This is a genomic window from Pseudomonas fluorescens (genome assembly GCF_040448305.1).
GTDB classification, from domain to species: Bacteria; Pseudomonadota; Gammaproteobacteria; order Pseudomonadales; family Pseudomonadaceae; genus Aquipseudomonas; species Aquipseudomonas fluorescens_BH.
In genome coordinates, this window is sequence record NZ_CP148752.1 from 2208175 (window position 1) to 2229115 (window position 20941).

16 protein-coding genes and 5 tRNA genes are annotated in these 20941 nt (G+C 59.5%); 15 read left to right on the top strand and 6 right to left on the bottom strand.

Annotated features, from left to right (window positions below; translation table 11 throughout):
• Positions 1–246: 246 nt before the first annotated feature.
• Together WHX55_RS10080 and WHX55_RS10085 are read left to right on the top strand one after the other, a co-directional pair.
• Entirely contained in the window at positions 247–1260 is a 1014-nt protein-coding gene (locus tag WHX55_RS10080) for an AraC family transcriptional regulator (RefSeq protein ID WP_191624988.1), read from the top strand.
• 1 nt (position 1261) lies between these two features.
• The gene (locus tag WHX55_RS10085; RefSeq protein WP_353742515.1) at positions 1262–2257 is read left to right on the top strand and encodes an AraC family transcriptional regulator; all 996 of its coding nucleotides are present in this window, start codon (positions 1262–1264) and stop codon (positions 2255–2257) included.
• Positions 2258–2441: 184 nt separating this feature from the next.
• On the opposite strand, the gene WHX55_RS10090 is transcribed toward WHX55_RS10085, so the two are convergent.
• Positions 2442–3953: an efflux transporter outer membrane subunit gene (locus tag WHX55_RS10090; RefSeq protein WP_150728388.1), complete on the bottom strand. Its 1512-nt coding sequence runs from the start codon at positions 3951–3953 to the stop codon at positions 2442–2444.
• Positions 3954–4040: 87 nt separating this feature from the next.
• Between WHX55_RS10090 and WHX55_RS10095 the strand changes: the two genes are divergently transcribed.
• From WHX55_RS10095 to WHX55_RS10105, 3 genes are all read left to right on the top strand, one after another.
• A complete protein-coding gene (locus WHX55_RS10095; protein ID WP_150728387.1) occupies positions 4041–4661 on the top strand; it encodes a TetR/AcrR family transcriptional regulator in 621 nt (206 codons plus the stop codon).
• Positions 4662–4838: 177 nt separating this feature from the next.
• Positions 4839–5960 carry an efflux RND transporter periplasmic adaptor subunit gene (locus WHX55_RS10100; protein ID WP_353742516.1) on the top strand — a complete coding sequence of 374 codons (1122 nt, stop codon included), beginning with the start codon at positions 4839–4841 and terminating at the stop codon, positions 5958–5960.
• Entirely contained in the window at positions 5957–9043 is a 3087-nt protein-coding gene (locus WHX55_RS10105) for an efflux RND transporter permease subunit (protein WP_353742517.1), read from the top strand. The genes WHX55_RS10100 and WHX55_RS10105 overlap by 4 nt, the downstream gene beginning before the upstream one ends.
• Before the next feature lie 117 nt (positions 9044–9160).
• Here WHX55_RS10105 and WHX55_RS10110 read toward each other — a convergent pair.
• A tRNA-Asn gene (locus tag WHX55_RS10110) sits at positions 9161–9236 on the bottom strand.
• Between the two features lie 230 nt (positions 9237–9466).
• On the opposite strand from WHX55_RS10110, the gene WHX55_RS10115 reads away from it, so the two are divergent.
• Complete coding sequence (locus WHX55_RS10115) at positions 9467–9697, top strand: hypothetical protein (protein ID WP_353742518.1); 231 nt, start codon at positions 9467–9469, stop codon at positions 9695–9697.
• Here WHX55_RS10115 and WHX55_RS10120 read toward each other — a convergent pair.
• Positions 9694–9903 (bottom strand): hypothetical protein, encoded by a 210-nt coding sequence (locus WHX55_RS10120; protein WP_150672795.1) that lies wholly within the window; start codon positions 9901–9903, stop codon positions 9694–9696. The genes WHX55_RS10115 and WHX55_RS10120 overlap by 4 nt on opposite strands.
• A 134-nt stretch (positions 9904–10037) precedes the next feature.
• A complete protein-coding gene (locus WHX55_RS10125) occupies positions 10038–11234 on the bottom strand; it encodes an amino acid aminotransferase (protein WP_008050829.1) in 1197 nt (398 codons plus the stop codon).
• A 335-nt stretch (positions 11235–11569) separates the two neighbouring features.
• Here WHX55_RS10125 and uvrB point away from each other — a divergent pair, with 335 nt between their 5' ends.
• The gene (gene uvrB, locus WHX55_RS10130) at positions 11570–13585 is read left to right on the top strand and encodes an excinuclease ABC subunit UvrB (protein ID WP_150755145.1); all 2016 of its coding nucleotides are present in this window, start codon (positions 11570–11572) and stop codon (positions 13583–13585) included.
• A gap of 135 nt (positions 13586–13720) precedes the next feature.
• Here uvrB and WHX55_RS10135 read toward each other — a convergent pair whose 3' ends face one another.
• On the bottom strand, positions 13721–15211 hold the full coding sequence (locus WHX55_RS10135; protein WP_353743036.1) for an MDR family MFS transporter: 1491 nt from the start codon (positions 15209–15211) through the stop codon (positions 13721–13723).
• A gap of 49 nt (positions 15212–15260) precedes the next feature.
• Complete coding sequence (locus WHX55_RS10140; RefSeq protein WP_353742519.1) at positions 15261–16349, bottom strand: HlyD family secretion protein; 1089 nt, start codon at positions 16347–16349, stop codon at positions 15261–15263.
• A gap of 230 nt (positions 16350–16579) precedes the next feature.
• Between WHX55_RS10140 and gltX the strand changes: the two genes are divergently transcribed.
• The 8 genes from gltX (at position 16580) to WHX55_RS10180 (ending at position 20913) form a co-directional block, all read left to right on the top strand.
• Positions 16580–18061 (top strand): glutamate--tRNA ligase, encoded by a 1482-nt coding sequence (gene gltX, locus WHX55_RS10145; protein WP_007997532.1) that lies wholly within the window; start codon positions 16580–16582, stop codon positions 18059–18061.
• 248 nt (positions 18062–18309) lie between these two features.
• Positions 18310–18385: transfer RNA gene (locus WHX55_RS10150), tRNA-Ala, on the top strand.
• Positions 18386–18464: 79 nt separating this feature from the next.
• A tRNA-Glu gene (locus WHX55_RS10155) sits at positions 18465–18540 on the top strand.
• Positions 18541–18593: 53 nt separating this feature from the next.
• A tRNA-Ala gene (locus WHX55_RS10160) sits at positions 18594–18669 on the top strand.
• An 80-nt stretch (positions 18670–18749) separates the two neighbouring features.
• Positions 18750–18825: transfer RNA gene (locus tag WHX55_RS10165), tRNA-Glu, on the top strand.
• Positions 18826–19011: 186 nt separating this feature from the next.
• On the top strand, positions 19012–19551 hold the full coding sequence (locus WHX55_RS10170) for a TetR/AcrR family transcriptional regulator (RefSeq protein WP_057715584.1): 540 nt from the start codon (positions 19012–19014) through the stop codon (positions 19549–19551).
• Positions 19552–19580: 29 nt separating this feature from the next.
• Positions 19581–20414 carry an alpha/beta hydrolase gene (locus tag WHX55_RS10175; RefSeq protein WP_150756485.1) on the top strand — a complete coding sequence of 278 codons (834 nt, stop codon included), beginning with the start codon at positions 19581–19583 and terminating at the stop codon, positions 20412–20414.
• Positions 20415–20463: 49 nt separating this feature from the next.
• Complete coding sequence (locus WHX55_RS10180; protein WP_150756484.1) at positions 20464–20913, top strand: thioesterase family protein; 450 nt, start codon at positions 20464–20466, stop codon at positions 20911–20913.
• The last annotated feature ends 28 nt before the right edge of the window (positions 20914–20941 follow it).

Sequence of the window (20941 nt, forward strand, 5' to 3'; positions counted from 1 at the left end):
AATCGAACGCGGTTGTGCGCTGAAGTGACGCCTTGGGTAGCGCATTACCCATGGCGTTGACCCTTGCCGGCACCGTTGCTGTGCGCATCAACGCCGCACAGCGCGTTCGATATCCAGATAGTTTCCGATTACTAGCCAAAAAATGCGGATATCGCCTGTTCGCACCGGCTGGGCATAGCCCTTGCAAACCCAATGAAAATACGCGCCGAAGAGCGTGTCGATGTCCATTGCCGTGGGTGTACTGAGATGACCGAACCAAATGTTGCCCAGTTTCGAGATATCCGCATAGATCGCTACGACCTGGCCGGTGCCCGCGCGTGGATGGCCGGCATTTGCGGGCCGCACGAACTGCAGACCAGCCAGCCAAACCGGATTCAGTTTCACCACAAGGCCAATGTGTTCAAATCCATGTCCACGACCTTGGGCCGGATGGAATACGGCACCGACGTGACCATCGGCGTCGAGGATGCCGAACACCTCAATTGCTACAGCCTCAGCCTGCCGATTCGCGGCGAACAGGAGCTGCTCAAGGACGGTCGCCGGTTGTACTCCAGCCAGGACCAGGGCCTGATCGTAACCCCCCACGAAACCCAGGCACTGACCATGGCCGGTGACTGCCACAAGATTTCCGTGGTGATCACCCGCATGGCCATGCGCCAGACCCTGGAAGGCATGCTCCAGCGCCCGTTGGAAATGCCGGTGAAGTTCGAGCCAGTGATGGACGCGGTCAACGGTGCCTCGGCCTCCTGGTGGCGGCTGGCCCGTTACTACATCGATGAGCTGGAGCGCGGCCAGGATCTGTTCAATCAAGTGTTCTTCACCCGCGATATCGAAAGCGCGCTGATCAAGGGCCTGATCCTTTCCCAGCCCAACAACTACAGTGCCGAACTGCGTGACCAATTGGGCGCCAAGTTGCCGTACTACCTGGTGCGCGCCAAGGACTTCATCGAAAGCAACGCCCGCGAAGACATGCACCTGGAAGACATCGAGGCGGCAGCAGGGGTGTCCCGCTTCAAGCTGTTCGAAGGCTTTCGCAAGCACTTCGGTGTCTCGCCCATGGCTTACCTGAAAAAGTATCGCCTCGGCGCGGTGCGTCAGGAAATCCTTGAAGACGCCTCGGTGCGCAACATTTCCGTGATCGCGATGTGCTGGGGGTTCTCGCATCTGGGCCGGTTCGCCAGCGAGTACCGCAAGCTGTTCAACGAAACGCCCAGCGCCACCCTGCAACGCAGCGAAGCCCGTCGCAATCGGTCGCTTTGAGATGACGACCTTACAAGCCGCCACCGCCAACAGCGTGGGCCTGAACTTGTCGCTGATGTGCCGCGAGCCGGTTTTCACCAGCCGCTCGGCGCAGGAAACCCAGCGTTTGATGGGGCAAGCGCTGGTGGAGCATGAGCTGGATTGGCCACGGGGTGGTGTCGATACGGCGTTCTATCGCGGCCAGGTCGCCAGTTGCGAACTGTATGCGCTGCGCTACGGCGGCCAGGTAGAAATCCGGCCGCAGCCTTTCGAAGATTTCGTGCTGGTACAGATGCCGCTGCGCGGCAGTGCCACCCTTGAGTCCGACGGCATGGGCTATGGCGTTAGCCCCGGAGAAGTGGCGATTCTGTCCCCGCGTGAACACGCGCGAGTGGTGTGGGAGGAGGGCTGTGAGCAACTGATCCTCAAGCTGCCCCGGGCATTGCTCGATGCCAGCCAGAGGGCACTGGCCGATGACTTGCCGTCGGGCTTCACGTTGGCGCCGGTCAGCCGCCTGCAACGCCCGCTGGCGATGCGCTGGTTTCGTCTGGTCAGCGAGTTGCTGGAGCACTTGCCCGAGGGCGAGGCGAGCGCAACGCCTTCGCGCTGGTTACAGCATCTGGAGCAAAGCCTGCCGCTGTTTCTACTCAGCCATTGTGGCGTTGCGCAACAAGAGTCGCCTTCGCCGCGGCAGCCCACCCGCCAACTGCAAAAAATCGACGTTTGTATGCGCGAACACCTTGCCCAGGGCATCAGCCTGGCTGAACTGGCGGTTGCCGCCGGGGTGAGCATTCGCAGCTTGAACACGTTATGCCAGCGCGAATACGGTCAAAGCCCGATGGACCGTTTGCGCGGATTACGGCTTGAAGCCGCCCGGGAGTACTTGCTGGCGCGGCCGCACTGCAGTGTGACTGAGGTGGCGCTGGAGTTCGGGTTTGGGCATGTGGGGCGGTTTGCCAATTACTATCGGCAGCGGTTTGGAGAGTTGCCGAAGCAGACGATGAAGTCTCAGGCATGAACAAGAAACGCCAAAACGAAAAAACCCGCCATAAGGCGGGTTTTTTGTGGTCAGAGATTTTGATCTCCGAACCTTGTCTGGCACGACCTGGACTCGAACAGAAAAATAAGCATTTGTTCTACAATGAAATTATTCTGTTTTTTAGTATATGTATCCCTACGATTATCCTAATCCAGCCCGTATTTTATTGGAGTTCTTTCGATATCCCTGGATCAGGAAAAAACATTCGAGTTCCCGCTCTTTTTGAGACAACGCGAGCATCTGAGTCGTCTCGCTGCCAGCCACCTCCCAATGCTTTGAACGTGGCCACTGCAGCGCGAGCCGATTCAGTTTGTGCCTGGGCTCTGCCATCAGATGCCGCTAAAAGGTGTTCATCGGCATCCAGCACTTCGATCAGGCTGACCACGCCTTTTTCATAGGCGACAAACGACGTCGCTCGGGCTTTCGCATACGCCGACTCGCCCTGGACGAGTCGTGTCGATTGTTGCTCGCGGTTGATCCGTGCCGAAACAGCGCTTTCCACATCTTCGCAGGCCCGCAGAACGGACTGGCGGTAAGCGGCCAAGGCTTCGGCTTCTTGGCCTTTCGCCAAATCAATTTGAGCGTTGATGCGGCCAAAATCGAACAGCCGCCAGCGTAATCCCAGTGCCGCCGAAGCCTGACTGGCGCCGTTGCTGAACAGGTTTGCGCTGGATACCGATGTAGCACTGCCGAGCAGCGCAGCCACAGACAGTTTGGGGTAGTACTCGGACATGGCTTCTCCGATGCGCGCGCTGGATGCCGCAAGACGGCGCTCAGCGACGATCAAGTCTGGACGCCGACGCAGCAGGTCGGCCGGAGCACCCATGTCCGTGAGGCCTGGCACATCAGGGATAGGCGCTGGCTTGGTCAACTGCGCGCTATAAGTGCCCGGTGCCTTGCCCAGCATGACATCTAGCGCGTTCATTGCCGCATCAAGGCCAGCTTGCAGTACCGGCACGGTTGCCTGCGCTTGATTCAGCGCTCCTTGGGTCTGGTTCAACTGCAGTTCAGCTGCCAGTCCTTTTGCGTAGAGGTGTTCGATGGTGGTGAGCAGTTGTTGTCGCGTGGCTACTTGATGCCGGGCAATTTCCAGGCGTGCTTGAAGGCCACGGATGCTGATGTAAAGATCGGCTGTCTGTGCGACCACTGCCAGGCGTGTGGCAATCGCTCCGGCTTGCGAGGCCTGATAATCGGCGAAGGCGGCTTCTTTACCTCGGCGCAACCCGCCAAACACATCCAGCTCCCAGCCGGCATTCAGATTCGCTTCATAGGCACTGCCGTAGCGATTATAGGAAGGGTCTGAATTCAGCACTTGGCCCAACGGAGTCTCCAATGACTGACGGGCTCGGGCCGCTTGGCCGTTGACGGTAGCCGACGGCAGGAGGGCTGCGTTAGCCGCGCCCAAACCGGCGCGAGCCTGCTCGATCCTTGCGGTTGCCTGGGCTAAATCGAGGTTCTGTTCAAGTGCTCGATTTATCAGCTGACTGAGTATCGGGTCATTAAATGCGTTCCACCAAGCGGCGAGATCGGCATTTGCGGCGCCCAGTGCCTTGGACGTTTGCGCCGAGAAATGCTCGGGCAATTCCACGCTGGGTTTTGAGTAGTCGGGCCCCACTGCGCAACCTGCAACCATACCCAAACACAGTAAGACGGCGAAACGAGGAGGAGGGTGCATGCGATACCTGCGAAAGGGGCGGCTTGTGACGATGTTACAATTTGGTCACAAGTTGTCAACCACCTTTGGGATGAGTAAGCTGCTCGCATGAATCAGCCATCCGTTTCTTCGCCCAGCGCCCGTGGCCCAGCCGATCACGACATTCGAGACCAGATTGTTGCGGCGGCCAACGAGCATTTCAGTCAGTACGGTTACGGCAAAACAACGGTTTCTGACCTAGCCAAGGCCATCGGTTTTTCCAAGGCTTACATCTACAAGTTCTTTGAATCCAAGCAGGCGATTGGTAACGCTATCTGTACCAATTGCCTGACTGAAATCGTTGTGGCAGTGGAGCAGGCCATCAATGTAGACGGCATCTCGCCGACTGAACGTTTTCGGCGCCTGGTCAAAACCGTAATCGCTACTGGTGTGAGCCTGTTCTTTAACGACCGTAAACTCTACGACATCGCAGCGTTCGCCGCGTCGGAGCGCTGGCCCAGCTCACAAGGCTATGACGCTCAGATCAAGAGCTTCGTGTTGCAAATCGTGCGTGAGGGGCGTGAGCTCGGCGAGTTTGAACGCAAGACACCGCTGGACGAGACGGTAGAGGCGATTCATCTCGCTCTGCGGCCCTTCATCAATCCTCTGCTATTGCAGTACAACCTCGATTTAGTTGAAGAAGCCCCTTCTCTCATCTCCAATCTTGTTCTGCGCAGCCTGATGCCTTAAACCTCTGATGACGGATGCGCTGCGCATCCGTATCAGCGTGTGCGCCTGAAAAAACCAGATATCGAGCCTCTTTGCTTTGCTCTGATCAAGTGGGCGATGTTCATTCGTCTCGTTAGTGACTATTGACATAAATGGTCACTTGAATAAGCATGGAGCATTCGCTACCGAGAGGTCTCTATGATCCAGCGCCCCCACCTGTCATTCATTTTCATTGGCTTGTTGCCGTTTGCCCTAGCGGCCTGCAACGAGGCCACGCCTGCAGATCCTCGTCTCCAGATGCCCTTGGTGCGCATTGGTGTGGTTCAACCCTCATCACCTGCGGCACGGGTATTCACCGGTATCGTCGCGGCTCGAGTTCAGAGCGATCTCGGTTTTCGGGTACCTGGGAAGGTCTTGGAGCGTTTGGTGGATGCTGGGCAGAGTGTCAAGCGCGGGCAGCCCCTCATGCGTATCGATGCCAACGACCTGACGCTGACCGCTCGGGCACAGCAGGAAGCGGTACTGGCCGCCACGGCCCGAGCTCGGCAGGCCTCCGATGACGAGCTTCGCTACCGTGATCTGGTGTCCGTCGGAGCGGTATCTGCTTCAGCTTACGCAGGGTTCAAAGCGGCCGCCGACTCGGCGAAAGCCCAACTCAACGCTGCCCAAGCCCAGGCTGATGTGGCGAAAAACGCGACCGGTTATTCGACGTTGCTGGCGGATGCTGACGGGGTGGTAGTGGATACCTTGGCGGAGCCGGGGCAGGTGGTTGGCGCAGGTCAGGTGGTGGTGCGTGTTGCCCATTCAGGGCAGCGCGAGGCCGTGATCCAGTTACCCGAGACGCTACGTCCTGCGCTGGGCTCGGCGGCGACGGTTGAGCTATACGGCCAGCACCAGACTGCAGGTAAAGCGCGTTTGCGCCAGTTGTCCGACTCTGCCGACCAACAGACCCGAACGTTTGAAGCGCGTTATGTGTTGGAGGGGGCGCTCTCCAACGCCACTCTGGGTTCGACGATCTCAGTGGTTATCGCTGACACGGATGTTGCTGATACCAAGGAATTGCAGGTGCCCATGGGGGCCCTCTACGACGCCGGTAAAGGCCCGGGGGTCTGGGTGGTGGACGGGGAACCGGAGCAGGTGGCATGGCGCCCGATCAAGGTTCGCAGCCTGAATAATGAGGCCAGCGTGCGCGTGACGGGTGATCTGCAGGTGGGTGATCGTGTTGTCGCATTGGGTGCTCACTTGCTGAATGAGGGTGAGAAGGTCAGGACTGAACTCGCTGATGCTCCGCAAAATTCAGTGGTTGAGGTAAGTCGATGAGCGGCTTCAATCTTTCGGCGCTGGCCGTACGCGAGCGCTCAATCACCCTGTTTTTGATCCTGCTGATTTCTGTGGGTGGGTTGTACGCCTTCTTCAAACTGGGGCGTGCGGAAGACCCCGCATTCACCATTAAACAAATGACGGTGGTCACTGCCTGGCCTGGGGCGACGGCCCGGGAGATGCAAGACCAGGTGGTAGAAAAGCTGGAAAAACGCATGCAGGAACTGCGTTGGTACGATCGGACCGAGACCTTTACCCGACCCGGCTTGGCATTCACCACGGTTTATCTGCTCGATAGCACGCCGCCCTCAGCCGTCCAGGAGGAGTTTTACCAGGCGCGCAAGAAAGTCCTGGATGAGCAGAAGGGGTTGCCGTCTGGGGTGATCGGCCCGATGGTCAATGATGAGTATTCCGATGTCACCTTCGCGCTCTATGCGCTCAAGGCCAAGGGTGAGCCGCAACGACTGTTGGTGCGCGAAGCCGAGAGCTTGCGCCAGCGTCTGCTGCATGTGGCGGGTGTGAAGAAGGTCAACATCATCGGTGAACAGGCCGAGCGCATTTTTGTCGAGCTGTCCTACGAGCGTCTGGCGACGCTGGGCATTTCCGCACGAGACATCTTCAGTGCGTTGAACACGCAGAACATGATAACGCCGGCCGGCTCGGTTGAAGCGAAGGGCCCACAGGTTTTCATCCGCCTGGATGGCGCGTTTGATGACCTGCAGAAGATTCGTAATACCCCACTGACGGTGCAGGGCAGAACCCTCAAGTTGTCCGATGTGGCTGAGGTCAAACGCGGTTATGAGGACCCCGCGACGTTCCTGGTACGCAACAACGGCGAGCCGGCACTGTTGCTCGGCGTGGTCATGCGCGACGGCTGGAACGGCCTGGATTTGGGGAAGTCGCTGGACGCTGAGGCCAGAGCGATCAACGAGCAGATGCCTTTGGGCATGAGCCTGGCCAAGGTCACGGATCAGGCGGTGAATATTGGCGCCTCCGTCAACGAGTTCATGGTGAAGTTTTTTGCTGCCTTGGGCGTGGTGCTGCTGGTGTGTTTTCTCAGCATGGGCTGGCGTGTTGGCGTTGTGGTTGCCGCGGCGGTGCCGCTGACCCTGGCGGCCGTGTTCATTGTCATGGCGGCCACGGGCAAAGACTTCGATCGAATTACCCTGGGCTCGTTGATTCTGGCGCTGGGACTGCTGGTGGACGATGCAATCATTGCCATTGAAATGATGGTGGTGAAGATGGAGGAGGGCTACGACCGAATCAAGGCCTCCGCTTATGCCTGGAGCCACACGGCCGCGCCGATGTTGTCGGGGACGTTGGTGACGGCGATCGGCTTTATGCCCAACGGTTTTGCCAAGTCGACCGCTGGTGAGTACACCGCGAACATGTTCTGGATCGTTGGCATTGCGCTGATCACTTCCTGGGTGGTGGCCGTGGTGTTTACCCCTTACTTGGGCGTCAAACTGCTGCCGCAGATCAAGGTGCCTGAAGGCGGGCATACGGCGATTTACGGTACGCCGAACTACCAGCGTTTCAGGCGTCTGCTGGGCAGTGTGATCCGCCGCAAAGGCCTGGTGGCGACATCCGTCGTGGGCTTGTTTGTTGTTGCGATTCTGGGCATGGGCGTGGTCAAGAAGCAGTTCTTCCCAACGTCCGACCGGCCTGAGGTGCTGGTCGAGGTGCAGATGCCTTACGGCACCTCTATCGAGCAGACTGATGTGGCGGCGGCCAAGGTCGAGGCGTGGTTGGCTCAGCAGTCGGAAGCCAGGATCGTCACCGCTTACATTGGCCAGGGCGCGCCGCGCTTCTACTTGGCGATGGCCCCTGAACTGCCCGATCCATCCTTCGCAAAAATCGTCGTCCTGACGGCGAACCAGCAAGAGCGTGAGGCGCTCAAGCTCCGCCTCAGACAAGCCGCGGCCGATGGCTTGGCGCCTGAAGCCCGGGTGCGGGTGACGCAGTTGGTATTTGGTCCTTATTCACCGTATCCGGTGGCTTTCCGGGTGATGGGAGCCGACCCCGCGTTGTTGCGAGATATCGCCGCGCAGGTGCGTGAGATCATGACCGCCAGCCCCATGATGAGGACCGTCAATACCGACTTGGGCGAGCGCGCACCGGCACTTCATCTCACGCTGGATCAGGATCGCCTGCAAGCGTTCGGCTTGACCTCGAGCGACGTCGCGCAACAGTTGCAATTCCTGCTCACGGGGGTGCCTGTCACCGAGGTGCGCGAGGACATTCGTGCGGTTCAGGTGGTGGCTCGCTCCGCTGGGGAGACGCGTCTGGATCCGTCGAAAATTGCCGCCTTCACGCTGACCGGCGCCCAAGGGCAGCGCGTGTCGCTGTCCCAGGTAGGGGTGGTGGATGTGCGCATGGAGGAGCCCATTCTGCGACGTCGTGATCGTACGCCGACGATAACCGTGCGCGGTGACGTGGCTGAAGGTCTTCAGCCTCCCGACGTTTCCAACGCCTTGATAACGCAGTTGCAGCCCATCATCGAAAAACTGCCGGCTGGCTACCGGATTGAGTTTGCCGGCTCGATCGAGGAGTCGGGTAAAGCGAACAAGGCATTGCTGCCGTTGTTCCCGATCATGATCGCGCTGATGTTGCTGACCATCATTATTCAGGTGCGCTCGATGTCGGCAATGATGATGGTGTTCGCCACCGCGCCTTTGGGCCTGATTGGTGTGGTGCCAATTCTGCTGCTGTTCCAGCAGCCGTTCGGGATCAACGCCTTGGTGGGATTGATTGCCTTGTCAGGGATTCTGATGCGCAACACGCTGATCCTCATTGGCCAGATTCACTCCAATGAGCAAGCCGGCCTGTCGCCTTACAACGCTGTGGTCGAAGCCACTGTGCAGCGCGCGAGGCCCGTGATTCTCACTGCGTTGGCAGCGATGTTGGCGTTCATTCCGCTGACCCATTCGGTGTTCTGGGGAACGCTGGCCTACACCCTGATTGGCGGTACGTTTGCCGGCACCGTGCTGACCTTGGTGTTCCTGCCAGCGATGTACGCCCTCTGGTTCAAGATCAAGCCGGAGCCCGCGCATGAGCTTGCAGCGAACACTCATGTTGCTTGATAAAAACGGCTGGTACCCACCGGAATCTGACGAAACGCCAAAACGAAAAAACCCGCCATAAGGCGGGTTTTTCGGGGGGGGGGCAGAGATTTTGAAAGCCTTCTCTGGAACCTTGTCTGGCTCCACGACCTGGACTCGAACCAGGGACCCAGTGATTAACAGTCACTTGCTCTACCAACTGAGCTATCGCGGAATGGCGCCTATGTTACTGATTCAAAAAGAGAAGTCAAGCACCTGATCACAACTCGGCGGATTCGTCGGGACGGACGGTGGTTTATCGGTGATTGGCGGTTACCAGAATCGCCGGCGAGGTCTACCATGGCTGCCCGGAAGTGGTGACACGCGCTGCCGGCCATTCGCCGAAAAGGTACGCGCCATGTCTCGCTTGACCATCACAACGCCCGAAAACAACGAGGTGCTCGCATGAGCATCGCACAGATCAGCCTGCCCAAAGGTGTCGGCCCGCACGTCGAAAAACTCTTCGACGCGATCACTCAGGCCAGCACCGTTGATGAGTTGAATCGCGCCGGTGGCAAGGCCGAAGGTTTTGTCCTGGGCCTGGAAAGCACTAAAGCGATCAAGAGCCAGGTCGCGGAATCGCTGTATGTCGCCTACGACGACGCTGCCAGCCAGCGTGCGACCGAACTGGCTTAACCGCCGAAGGTAATCGTGGCAAGCATCAGTTTGGCGTAGAGCGCCGTGGCACCCAATTGCACCAGCCACAGGGCCAGGCCGCCGAGGAATACACCAGCAGCGACTTGCATTACCAGGTTATTGCCGCGTTTTGTCGGGGCGCGGGGGGTGAAGTGATCCAGGTCATCCAGGTCATCGCGGTCGGCGCGCAGGTCATCGTTTTTCATGTGGGTTCTCGCAGGAATTCCAGGGTGTATACAAGCCTGTGGAGTTTAGAGGGCAGAGCCACCGCTTTGAGATTAATCTGCAACAAATAAAAAACGGGAAGCCAGTGGCTTCCCGTTTTCAGGTCAAGGCGTAATCAGATGACCTGGACGATAGCGTCCGTCACAACCTTGATGTTGCTCTGGTTCAGCGCAGCCACGCAGATGCGGCCGGTGTCCAGGGCGTAGATGCCGAACTCGTTGCGCAGACGGTGAACTTGCTCAACCGTCAGGCCGGAGTAGGAGAACATGCCGCACTGACGACCGACGAAGCTGAAATCGCGCTGAGGCGCTTTTTGTGCCAGCAGGTCGACCATCTGGGTGCGCATGCCACGAATGCGCAAGCGCATTTCGGCCAGTTCGGCTTCCCACTGGGCGCGCAGTTCCGGGCTGTTCAGCACCGCAGCGACAACGCTGGCACCGTGGGTCGGCGGGTTGGAGTAGTTGGTGCGGATCACGCGTTTGACTTGCGACAACACGCGCGCGCTTTCTTCTTTCGATTCGCTGACGATCGACAGGGCGCCAACGCGCTCGCCGTACAGCGAGAACGACTTGGAGAACGAGCTGGAAGCGAAGAAAGTCAGGCCCGACTCAGCGAACAGGCGTACGGCAGCGGCATCTTCGTCGATGCCATCGCCAAAGCCCTGGTAGGCCATGTCGAGGAACGGCACGTGGCCTTTGGCTTTAACGACTTCCAGGACGTTTTTCCAGTCCGCCGGGCTCAGGTCCACGCCGGTCGGGTTGTGGCAGCAGGCGTGCAGCACGATGATCGAGCCGTTTGGCAGCGCGTTCAGGTCTTCCAGCATGCCGGTACGGTTCACGTCGTGGGTCGCGGCGTCGTAGTAACGGTAGTTCTGCACCGGGAAACCGGCGGTTTCGAACAGGGCGCGGTGGTTTTCCCAGCTCGGGTCGCTGATCGCCACGACGGCGTTCGGCAGCAGTTGCTTGAGGAAGTCGGCACCGATTTTCAGTGCGCCAGTACCGCCAACGGCCTGGGTGGTGATCACGCGGCCGGCAGCGATCAGCGGCGAATCATTGCCGAACAGTAATTTCTGCACAGCCTGGTCGTAGGCGGCGATACCGTCGATTGGCAGGTAGCCACGGGAAACGTGTTGAGCGGCGCGAATGGTTTCGGCTTCGACAACGGCGCGCAGGAGTGGAATTCGCCCCTCCTCGTTGCAGTAAACACCGACTCCCAGGTTGACTTTGTTGGTCCGGGTATCGGCGTTGAATGCTTCGTTGAGGCCCAGGATTGGATCGCGTGGTGCCATTTCGACAGCGGAGAACAGGCTCATTATTGCGGCGGCTCTGAATGGAGTGTGGAGGGACGTGTAGCGCTCCAGCCGAATGCACTAGAGCGGTGCACAAACGGGGAGCTAGTATAGAGGCCATCGGCGATGGCTGGCGACAGGCGAATCAGCATTTCGGGTAAGTTTTTCCGATTATTTATCGACCGTTAGTCGAATGGCGTCGGCAAAGGTTTAGCGCGATGTAGGACGTTTGCCTTGAAAGCGCTGGCAATCGGCTCCACATTGAGCACAATCCAGTTTTTTCTTCGGGCGACATCGGTCGTTTGCGGTCTTTCTCGTTCGTGCCGTTTTTACCGGCAAGAGTGATCCAGAGGTATTTCATGTCTGAATTCCAGCTAGTCACCCGTTTCGAGCCCGCCGGCGATCAGCCGGAAGCCATCCGCCTGATGGTCGAGGGCATCGAAGCCGGGCTGGCGCACCAGACGCTGCTCGGTGTGACCGGCTCGGGCAAGACCTTCAGCATCGCCAACGTGATCGCCCAGGTGCAGCGCCCGACCCTGGTGCTGGCGCCGAACAAGACCCTGGCGGCGCAGTTGTACGGTGAGTTCAAGGCGTTCTTCCCGAACAACGCGGTGGAATATTTCGTTTCCTACTACGACTACTACCAGCCGGAAGCCTACGTGCCGTCCTCGGACACCTTCATCGAGAAAGACGCCTCGATCAACGACCACATCGAGCAGATGCGTCTGTCGGCGACCAAGGCCTTGCTTGAGCGCAAGGACGCGATCATCGTCACCACGGTGTCCTGTATCTACGGCCTGGGCAGCCCGGAAACCTATTTGAAGATGGTGTTGCACGTGGATCGCGGCGACCGGCTCGATCAGCGTGAATTGCTGCGACGCCTGGCCGACCTGCAATACACCCGCAACGACATGGATTTTGCCCGTGCGACCTTCCGCGTGCGTGGCGATGTGATCGATATCCACCCGGCGGAATCCGATTTCGAGGCGATCCGCATCGAGCTGTTCGACGATGAAGTGGAAAGCCTGTCGGCATTCGATCCGCTGACCGGTGAAGTCATTCGCAAACTGCCGCGCTTCACCTTCTACCCGAAGAGCCACTACGTGACGCCACGGGAAACCCTGATGGGCGCGGTCGAAGGCATCAAGGTCGAGTTGCAGGAGCGCTTGGAATACCTGCGCTCCAACAACAAACTGGTGGAAGCCCAGCGCCTGGAGCAACGCACCCGTTTCGATCTGGAGATGATCCTCGAACTGGGTTACTGCAACGGCATCGAAAACTACTCGCGCTATCTGTCCGGCCGCGAAGCCGGCGCGGCGCCACCAACCCTTTACGATTACCTGCCGGCCGATGCCTTGCTGGTGATCGACGAATCCCACGTCAGCGTTCCGCAGGTTGGCGCCATGTACAAGGGCGACCGCTCGCGCAAGGAAACCCTGGTCGAATACGGTTTCCGCCTGCCTTCGGCCCTGGACAACCGGCCGATGCGTTTTGATGAGTGGGAACGCATCAGCCCACAGACGATTTTCGTCTCGGCGACCCCGGGCAACTACGAAGCCGAACACGCTGGCCGCGTCATTGACATGGTGGTGCGCCCGACCGGGCTGGTGGACCCACAAATCGAGATTCGCCCGGCACTGACCCAGGTCGACGACTTGCTGTCGGAAATCAGCAAGCGCGTCGCTCTGGAAGAGCGGGTGCTCGTCACCACGCTGACCAAGCGCATGGCCGAGGATTTGACCGATTACCTGGCCGACCACGGCGTGCGCGTGCGTTACCTGCACTCGGACATCGACACCGTGGAGCGGGTCGAGATCATCCGCGATTTGCGTCTGGGCACCTTCGATGTGTTGGTGGGGATCAACCTGCTGCGCGAAGGCCTGGACATGCCGGAAGTCTCGCTGGTGGCGATCCTCGATGCCGACAAGGAGGGTTTCCTGCGTTCCGAGCGCTCGCTGATCCAGACTATCGGCCGGGCGGCGCGTAACCTCAATGGCCGGGCGATTCTCTATGCTGACCGCATTACCGGTTCCATGGAGCGTGCGATTGGCGAAACCGAGCGCCGTCGCGACAAGCAGATTGCCTTCAACCTGGCCAACGGCATCACCCCCAAAGGTGTGTTCAAGGACGTCGCCGACATCATGGAAGGCGCCACCGTGCCCGGTTCGCGCAGCAAGAAGCGCAAGGGCATGGCCAAGGCTGCCGAGGAAAACGCCAGGTACGAAGCGGAATTGCGCTCGCCGGGCGAGATCGCCAAGCGTATCAAAGCCCTGGAAGAGAAGATGTATGCGTTGGCGCGTGATCTGGAGTTTGAAGCCGCGGCGCAGATGCGCGATGAGATTGGCAAGTTGCGGGAGCGGTTGATCACTGTTTGACATTTGCAGTGCCTGTCAGGCCGTCATCGCGAGCAGGCTCGCTCCCACAGTTGGCCGAGTTGTCATGACCGGCGCGGTCCAATGTGGGAGCGAGCCTGCTCGCGAAAGGGCCAGTCGTCACTGCACAACAGTCAATCAGTGCGCTTCCCCAGCCTTCAACCCCTCCGGCAACTTCTTGGTCAGCAACACCGCCAGCATGCTGATCCCCAACGCAATCCCGACAAAATGAAACGCATCGTTGTAGGCCATGATCGACGCCTGTTGGTGGGCGATCTCGCTGAGTTTGCCCAGTGCTGCCGTTTCATTGCCCAGCCGATCAGCCAGCGAGGCGATCCGTTCAGCCACCTGCGGATTGCTCGGCACGATGGATTCACGCAGGTAGTCAAAGTAAACCTTGGTCCGCGCATCCAGCAGCGTGGCGAGCAGGGCGATGCCGATGGCGCCGCCGAGGTTGCGCAGGATGTTGAATAGGCTCGAGGCCGATCCCGCATCCTGGGGCAGGATGTAGGCGGTAGCGATCAGCGAGATGGTGACCATGATCAGCGGTTGGCCCAGGGCGCGGATGATCTGGATCTGATTGAACTGCGGCCCGGCAAAGTCCGGGTTCAGCACGCCCGAAGAGAAACTCGCCAGCCCGAACAGCCCGAAGCCCAGCGTGCACAGCCATTTCGGCGAGACGAACTTCATCAACTTGGGCACCAGCGGAATCAGGAACAGCTGCGGCACGCCCATCCACATGATCACTTCGCCGATCTGCAGGGCGTTGTAGTTCTGGATCTGCGCCAGGTACAGCGGCAACAGGTAGATCGAGCCGTACAAACCGACCCCCATCCCGACGCTGGAAATACTGGATAACCCGAAGTTGCGGTTGCCGAGAATACCGAGATTGATCAGTGGATTGGGTTTGGAGAACTGCACGATCACAAAGCTGATCAGGCTGACCAGCGCGATGCTGCCCAGGGTCACGATCAGGCTCGATTCCAGCCAGTCCTTGCGATGGCCTTCCTCCAGGAACACCTGCAAGCAACCGAGCCCGACGCCGAGGGTGAGAATGCCGGCGTAGTCGGTGCTTTTCAGCAATTCCCAGTGGGCTTCTTTCTTCTCCAGGCCGTACATCAGGCCGGCGATCATGATCAGGCCAGGCGGGATGTTGATGTAGAAAATGTATTCCCAGCCCCAGTTTTCCGTCAGCCAGCCGCCGAGGGTCGGGCCGATGGAGGGTGCGAAGGTGGCGGTCATGGCGAACATGGCCATGCCCTTGGCGCGGTGGTGTTCCGGGAGCTTGATCAGGGTCAGGGTGAACGCCAGCGGAATCAGTGCACCACCGGTAAACCCCTGCAGGGCGCGGAACACGATCATGCTTTCCAGGCTCCACGCCATGGAGCAGAGCAGGGACGCGGCCAGGAATCCGAGGGACACCCACACCGCTAGGCGCCGGGCTGACAGCAACTGCACGAGCCAGGCGGTGAGCGGGATCATGATGATTTCCGCCACCAGGTACGAGGTGGAAATCCATGAGCCTTCTTCCAGGGTCGCCGACAGCGCGCCCTGGATGTCCTTGAGCGAGGAGTTGGTGATCTGGATGTCCAGCACCGCCATGAACGCACCGAGCATCACGCTCATCACCGCAATCCAGTCCCGCCGGGTCGGTTCGCCGACCGGGCGGATCAGTTGATCACCGGCCATCGTCTGGGGCGACTTTGTGGCTCACTTTGGGGGTGACATCTTCAGGGGCGTCCTTGATGTTCACCTTGGCGGTGACCGACATGCCCGGGCGAATCTTGCCGCGCAGCGGATTGTCCGCGGCGAAGGTCAGTTTTACCGGAATCCGTTGTACGACTTTGGTGAAATTGCCCGTGGCATTGTCCGGCGGCAACAGGCTGAACTGCGCACCCGAGGCGGCGAACAGGCTGTCGACCCGGGCTTTGATCGGGGTGTCGCTATAGGCGTCGAAGGTCAGCTCGGCTTCCTGGCCGGGTTGCATGTGGCCAATCTGGGTTTCCTTGAAATTGGCCTGAATCCAGATGTCTTCGTCCGGCACGATCGACAACAGGTAAGCGCCGGCCTGCACGTATTGGCCTTCGCGGGCTGCTCGCTGGCCGATCAGGCCGCTGATGGGCGCGTGGATTTCGCTGCGGGTCAGGTTCAGTTCGGCCTGGGCCAGATCGGTTTTGGCATTGGCGATCTGCGCATCCAGGCGTTTGATCTCGGCGGTGAGTGCGTTGACTTGCTGGCGCTGACTTTGCGCGTCGGCCTGGGCCTTGGCCACTTGCGAGCGGGCAATGTGGTTGTCGGCGGACAGGGTGGTCACCCGTTCTTCCGAGATATAGCCGGGTTTGCGCAAGGTTTCGGCGCGGGTCAGGTCGATCTGCGAGCGACCCAGGCTGGCCTGGCTGGACGCGACCTGCGCTTCGCTGGCGGCAATCAGGCTGGCCTGCTGGGTCAGTTTGCTCTGGGCTTGCAGGCGCTCGGCCTCGCGGGTGGCCAGGGCGGCATTGGCGCGGTCGACAGCGAGGCGGAAGTCGTCGCCTTCGAGTTTGACCAGCAACTGGCCTTTCTCGACATGCTGGTTGTCCTGCACCAGTACCTGATCGATACGCGCGCCCAATTGGCTCGACACGCGGGTGATCTCGCCCTGGACATAGGCGTTGTCGGTGCTTTCATAAAAGCGCCCCTTCAAGAGCCAATGGGCAAACAGGCCCCCGGCAATCAACAGGACAATCAGCAGGAACGAGAAGAGGCGACGCTTGAGTTGGGCAGGCATGAGGCAAACTGTAGTCGAGAAATTGTAAGAGAAGTTATCAGCAGGCAAATCTGGCATACAGCCGATAAGCGGTAAATGCCATCGGCTGATATTCGGCCATTCACCTCGCCATACGGGCGTTACAGACGCAACCTTGGCTTAAATGCCCTGTTCACTGGAGCCGGGCGGGTGTCGCCTGTTACCATTCGCGCCTTGTTTGAACTTCGCTTTTATTCTTTTCGAGACATGCCATGACCACCGTCCGCACTCGCATCGCGCCATCGCCTACCGGGGATCCCCACGTAGGTACCGCCTATATCGCCTTGTTCAACTACTGCTTTGCCAAGCAGCACGGCGGTGAGTTCATCCTGCGGATCGAAGATACCGACCAACTGCGTTCGACCCGCGAGTCCGAACAGCAGATTTTCGACGCCTTGCGCTGGCTCGGGATCGACTGGAGCGAAGGCCCGGACGTCGGTGGCCCGCACGGTCCGTACCGTCAAAGCGAGCGCGGCGATATTTATCAGAAGTATTGCCAGCAGCTTGTGGAGCTCGGTCATGCCTTCCCGTGCTTCTGCACGGCCGAAGAGCTGGACCAGATGCGCGCCGAGCAGATGGCTCGCGGTGAAACCCCGCGTTACGACGGCCGCGCGCTGCTGCTGTCCAAGGAAGAAGTCGCCCGTCGCCTGGCGGCAGGCGAACCCCACGTTATCCGCATGAAAGTGCCGAGCGAAGGCGTCTGCGTGGTGCCGGACATGCTGCGTGGCGACGTTGAAATCCCGTGGGACCGCATGGACATGCAAGTCCTGATGAAGACCGACGGCCTGCCAACCTACTTCCTGGCCAATGTGGTCGACGACCACCTGATGGGCATCACCCACGTATTGCGTGGCGAAGAGTGGTTGCCATCGGCACCGAAGCTGATCCTGCTGTACGAATACTTCGGCTGGGAACAACCGGAGCTGTGCTACATGCCGCTGCTGCGTAACCCGGACAAGAGCAAGCTGTCCAAGCGCAAGAACCCGACCTCGGTAACCTTTTACGAGCGCATGGGCTTCATGCCGGAAGCGATGCTCAACTACCTGGGCCGCATGGGCTGGTCGATGCCGGACGAGCGCGAGAAGTTCTCGTTGCAGGAAATGGTCGACAACTTCGACCTCAAGCGCGTGTCCCTCGGCGGGCCGATCTTCGACATCGAGAAGCTGTCGTGGCTCAACGGCCAGTGGCTGCGTGACCTGCCGGTGGAAGAGTTCGCCGCACGGGTGCAGAAGTGGGCGTTCAATTCCGAATACATGATGAAGATCGCGCCGCACGTGCAGGGCCGGGTCGAAACCTTCAGCCAGGTGGCACCACTGGCCGGGTTCTTCTTTGCCGGTGGCGTGAATCCGGATGCCAAGCTGTTCGAGTCCAAGAAACTCTCGGGCGATCAGGTTCGTCAGTTGATGCAGTTGATCTTGTGGAAGCTCGAAAGCCTGCGTCAGTGGGAGAAAGACAGCATCACCGCGACCATTCAGGCGGTGGTCGAGTCCCTGGAGCTGAAGCTACGTGATGCCATGCCGCTGATGTTCGCTGCGATCACTGGCCAGGCGAGTTCGGTATCGGTGCTCGATGCGATGGAAATCCTCGGGCCGGACCTGACCCGTTTCCGTCTGCGTCAGGCGATTGACCTGCTGGGCGGTGTGTCGAAGAAAGAAAACAAGGAGTGGGAAAAGCTGCTGGGCGCTATCGCCTGAGAGTCCTTGTAGGAGCTGCCGAAGGCTGCGATCTTTTGATCCTGCTCTTCGGTAGCCCTGAAAAGATCGCAGGCTTCGCCAGCTCCTACGAGCCTGCGTTCTTTCCCAAGACCCCCGTTTTTCCGGGCGAGGGCGGTAAGTGGTTGTTATGTCGGCAAAAAATTTCAATTGTTTTGAAAAATAAGTTTGACAGACTTTCGATACGCCCTTAAGATTCGCCCCGTCCTCAGCGATGACATCAACGATGAGGGGCTATAGCTCAGCTGGGAGAGCGCTTGCATGGCATGCAAGAGGTCGACGGTTCGATCCCGTCTAGCTCCACCAATTTACACTTCAAGGTCTGGCCACACCGGCCTTGAAGCGATCAACACTCAGCGTTGATCAGTTGTATAGAAGGGTTTGCGTCCCCTTCGTCTAGTGGCCTAGGACACCGCCCTTTCACGGCGGTAACAGGGGTTCGAGTCCCCTAGGGGACGCCAGTTTTACAGAAGCGATGTTGCAAGATGTCGCTCCGCCGCGAGGCGAAAAATCCGGGGCTATAGCTCAGCTGGGAGAGCGCCTGCATGGCATGCAGGAGGTCAGCGGTTCGATCCCGCTTAGCTCCACCAATTTTACAGTTCAAGGTCTGGCCACACCGGCCTTGAATCGATCAGCTCTCAGCACTGATCAGTTGTATAGAAGGGTTTGTGTCCCCTTCGTCTAGTGGCCTAGGACACCGCCCTTTCACGGCGGTAACAGGGGTTCGAGTCCCCTAGGGGACGCCACGATTACCCGCTCTGCGGGATTTTATAAGGGTCATTCAATTATTGAATGGCCCTTTTGTTTGTCTGGCGTTTGGCCAAATTCCTCCATTTCCAAAAAAAACTGTTCTTCAGACCAGCGGTCACGCCCATGACTTGCTAAAATTTATTATGAGAATAATATTTCAATCGTAATATTCGGAGGCAACGATGAACGATAAAAAAGCTCAAACCCGCGAACGCATCCTCAAGGCTGCCAGCGCAGCGCTGATTCAGCGCGGCCCGGCCGAACCAAGCGTGGGCGAAGTGATGGGCGCGGCGGGCCTGACGGTCGGCGGCTTCTACGCACACTTCGAAAGCAAGGACGCGATGATGCTCGAGGCGTTCAGGCAATTGCTCGGTCACCGCCGCGACCTGATTGCCGACATGGACGCGGAATTGACCGGCGAAGAGCGCCGCGCGTTGGTGGCTGCGTTTTATCTGTCGCGCAAGCACCGTGACTCCTCCGAATCGGCCTGTCCGATCCCGGCATCGGTCGGCGAACTGGGGCGGCTGCCGGAAGCGTTTCGTGTCGCGCTCAATGAGCATGTGGAATTGATGGTCGCGCAGTTGGCGGCCAGCCCTGAAGAAACCGAAAAAGCCCTGGCCGACATGGCCTTGATGGTGGGTGGGCTGGCTCTGGCGCGGGCGCTGGGGCCAGGAGAGTTGTCCGATCGATTACTGCGCGCCGCCAAATCGGCAGTGCGTTGACCTGAAGGCTGCGGCCTGAGGAGAATGCGATGAGCGCGTTAAAGTGGGTTCGTGGCGTTAATGGCACCTTGGGCTGGTTTGCCCCGAAACTGGTCGCCAGCAAAATGCGACAGGCGTTCATGACGCCACGGGATCTGCCGCTGCGTGACTGGGAGCTGCCACTGTTGGCGAAGTCCGAGCGGATCACCCTGCGTTTCGGTCTCTCGGCCTTGCGCTGGGGCCAGGGCCCGGCAGTCTTGCTGATGCATGGATGGGAAGGGCGGCCGACGCAGTTTGCCAGCCTCATCACCGCGCTGGTCGATGCCGGTTACTCGGTCGTGGCCCTGGATGGTCCGGCCCACGGTCGCTCGCCGGGCAGCGAAGCGAATGTGGTGCTGTTCGCCCGCGCCATGCTTGAAGCTGCTTCCGAACTGCCACCCCTGCAAGCGGTCATCGGCCACTCCATGGGCGGCGCCAGTGCGATGCTCGCGGTCCAGTTGGGCTTGCGCACCGAAACCCTGGTCACCATTGCCGCTCCGGCGCGAATTCTCGGCGTGTTGCGTGGTTTTGCCCGCTATGTCGGGCTGCCACCGAAGGCCCGCTCGGCGTTCATTCGCCAGGTCGAGCAAGACGTCGGCATGCGAGCCGAGACGCTGGATGTCGCACACTATCAACTCGACATGCCTGGCCTGATTGTCCACGCCGAAGACGACAACTTCGTCTTGGTGAAGGAATCCCAGCTGATTCACGAAGCCTGGTTCGACAGCCGCTTGTTGCGTCTGAAAGACGGTGGTCATCAGCGAGTGTTGGCCGACCCGCGGGTGATTGATGGCGTGTTATCACTGCTGGCCGGGCGCAGTCTGCAATCACGCCAATCCGCCTGAGCTTCCGTTACACTGCCCCGGTCGAAATTATCTGACCAGGGAGTCGGGCATGGGCTGGGATCGGGAAACGCCGTTCATCATTGATCTGCAAGTGAGCGCCGAGGACATTGACGGGTTGGGGCACGCGAACAACGCGGTCTACGTGACCTGGCTCGAACGCTGTGCCTGGCGCCACTCCCAGCGCCTTGGTCTGGACCTGGTCGAATATCGCCGGCTGGACCGGGCGATGGCGGTGGTGCGGCACGAGATCGATTACCTGGCGGCAGCCTATGAGGACGACGAGTTGCAATTGGCGACCTGGATCGTCGATTGGGACCAGCGGCTGAAAATGACCCGGCACTTCCAGTTGATCCGCCCCAGTGACAACACCACGCTATTGCGCGCGCAGACCACGTTCGTCTGCATCGAGCTGTCCACCGGCAAGCCCAAGCGCATGCCGGTAGAGTTCATCGAGGGCTATGGCCCGGCGTTGCATGCTTTGGAATCAGCAAAAATCTAATGTGGGAGCGAGCCTGCTCGCGAAGGCG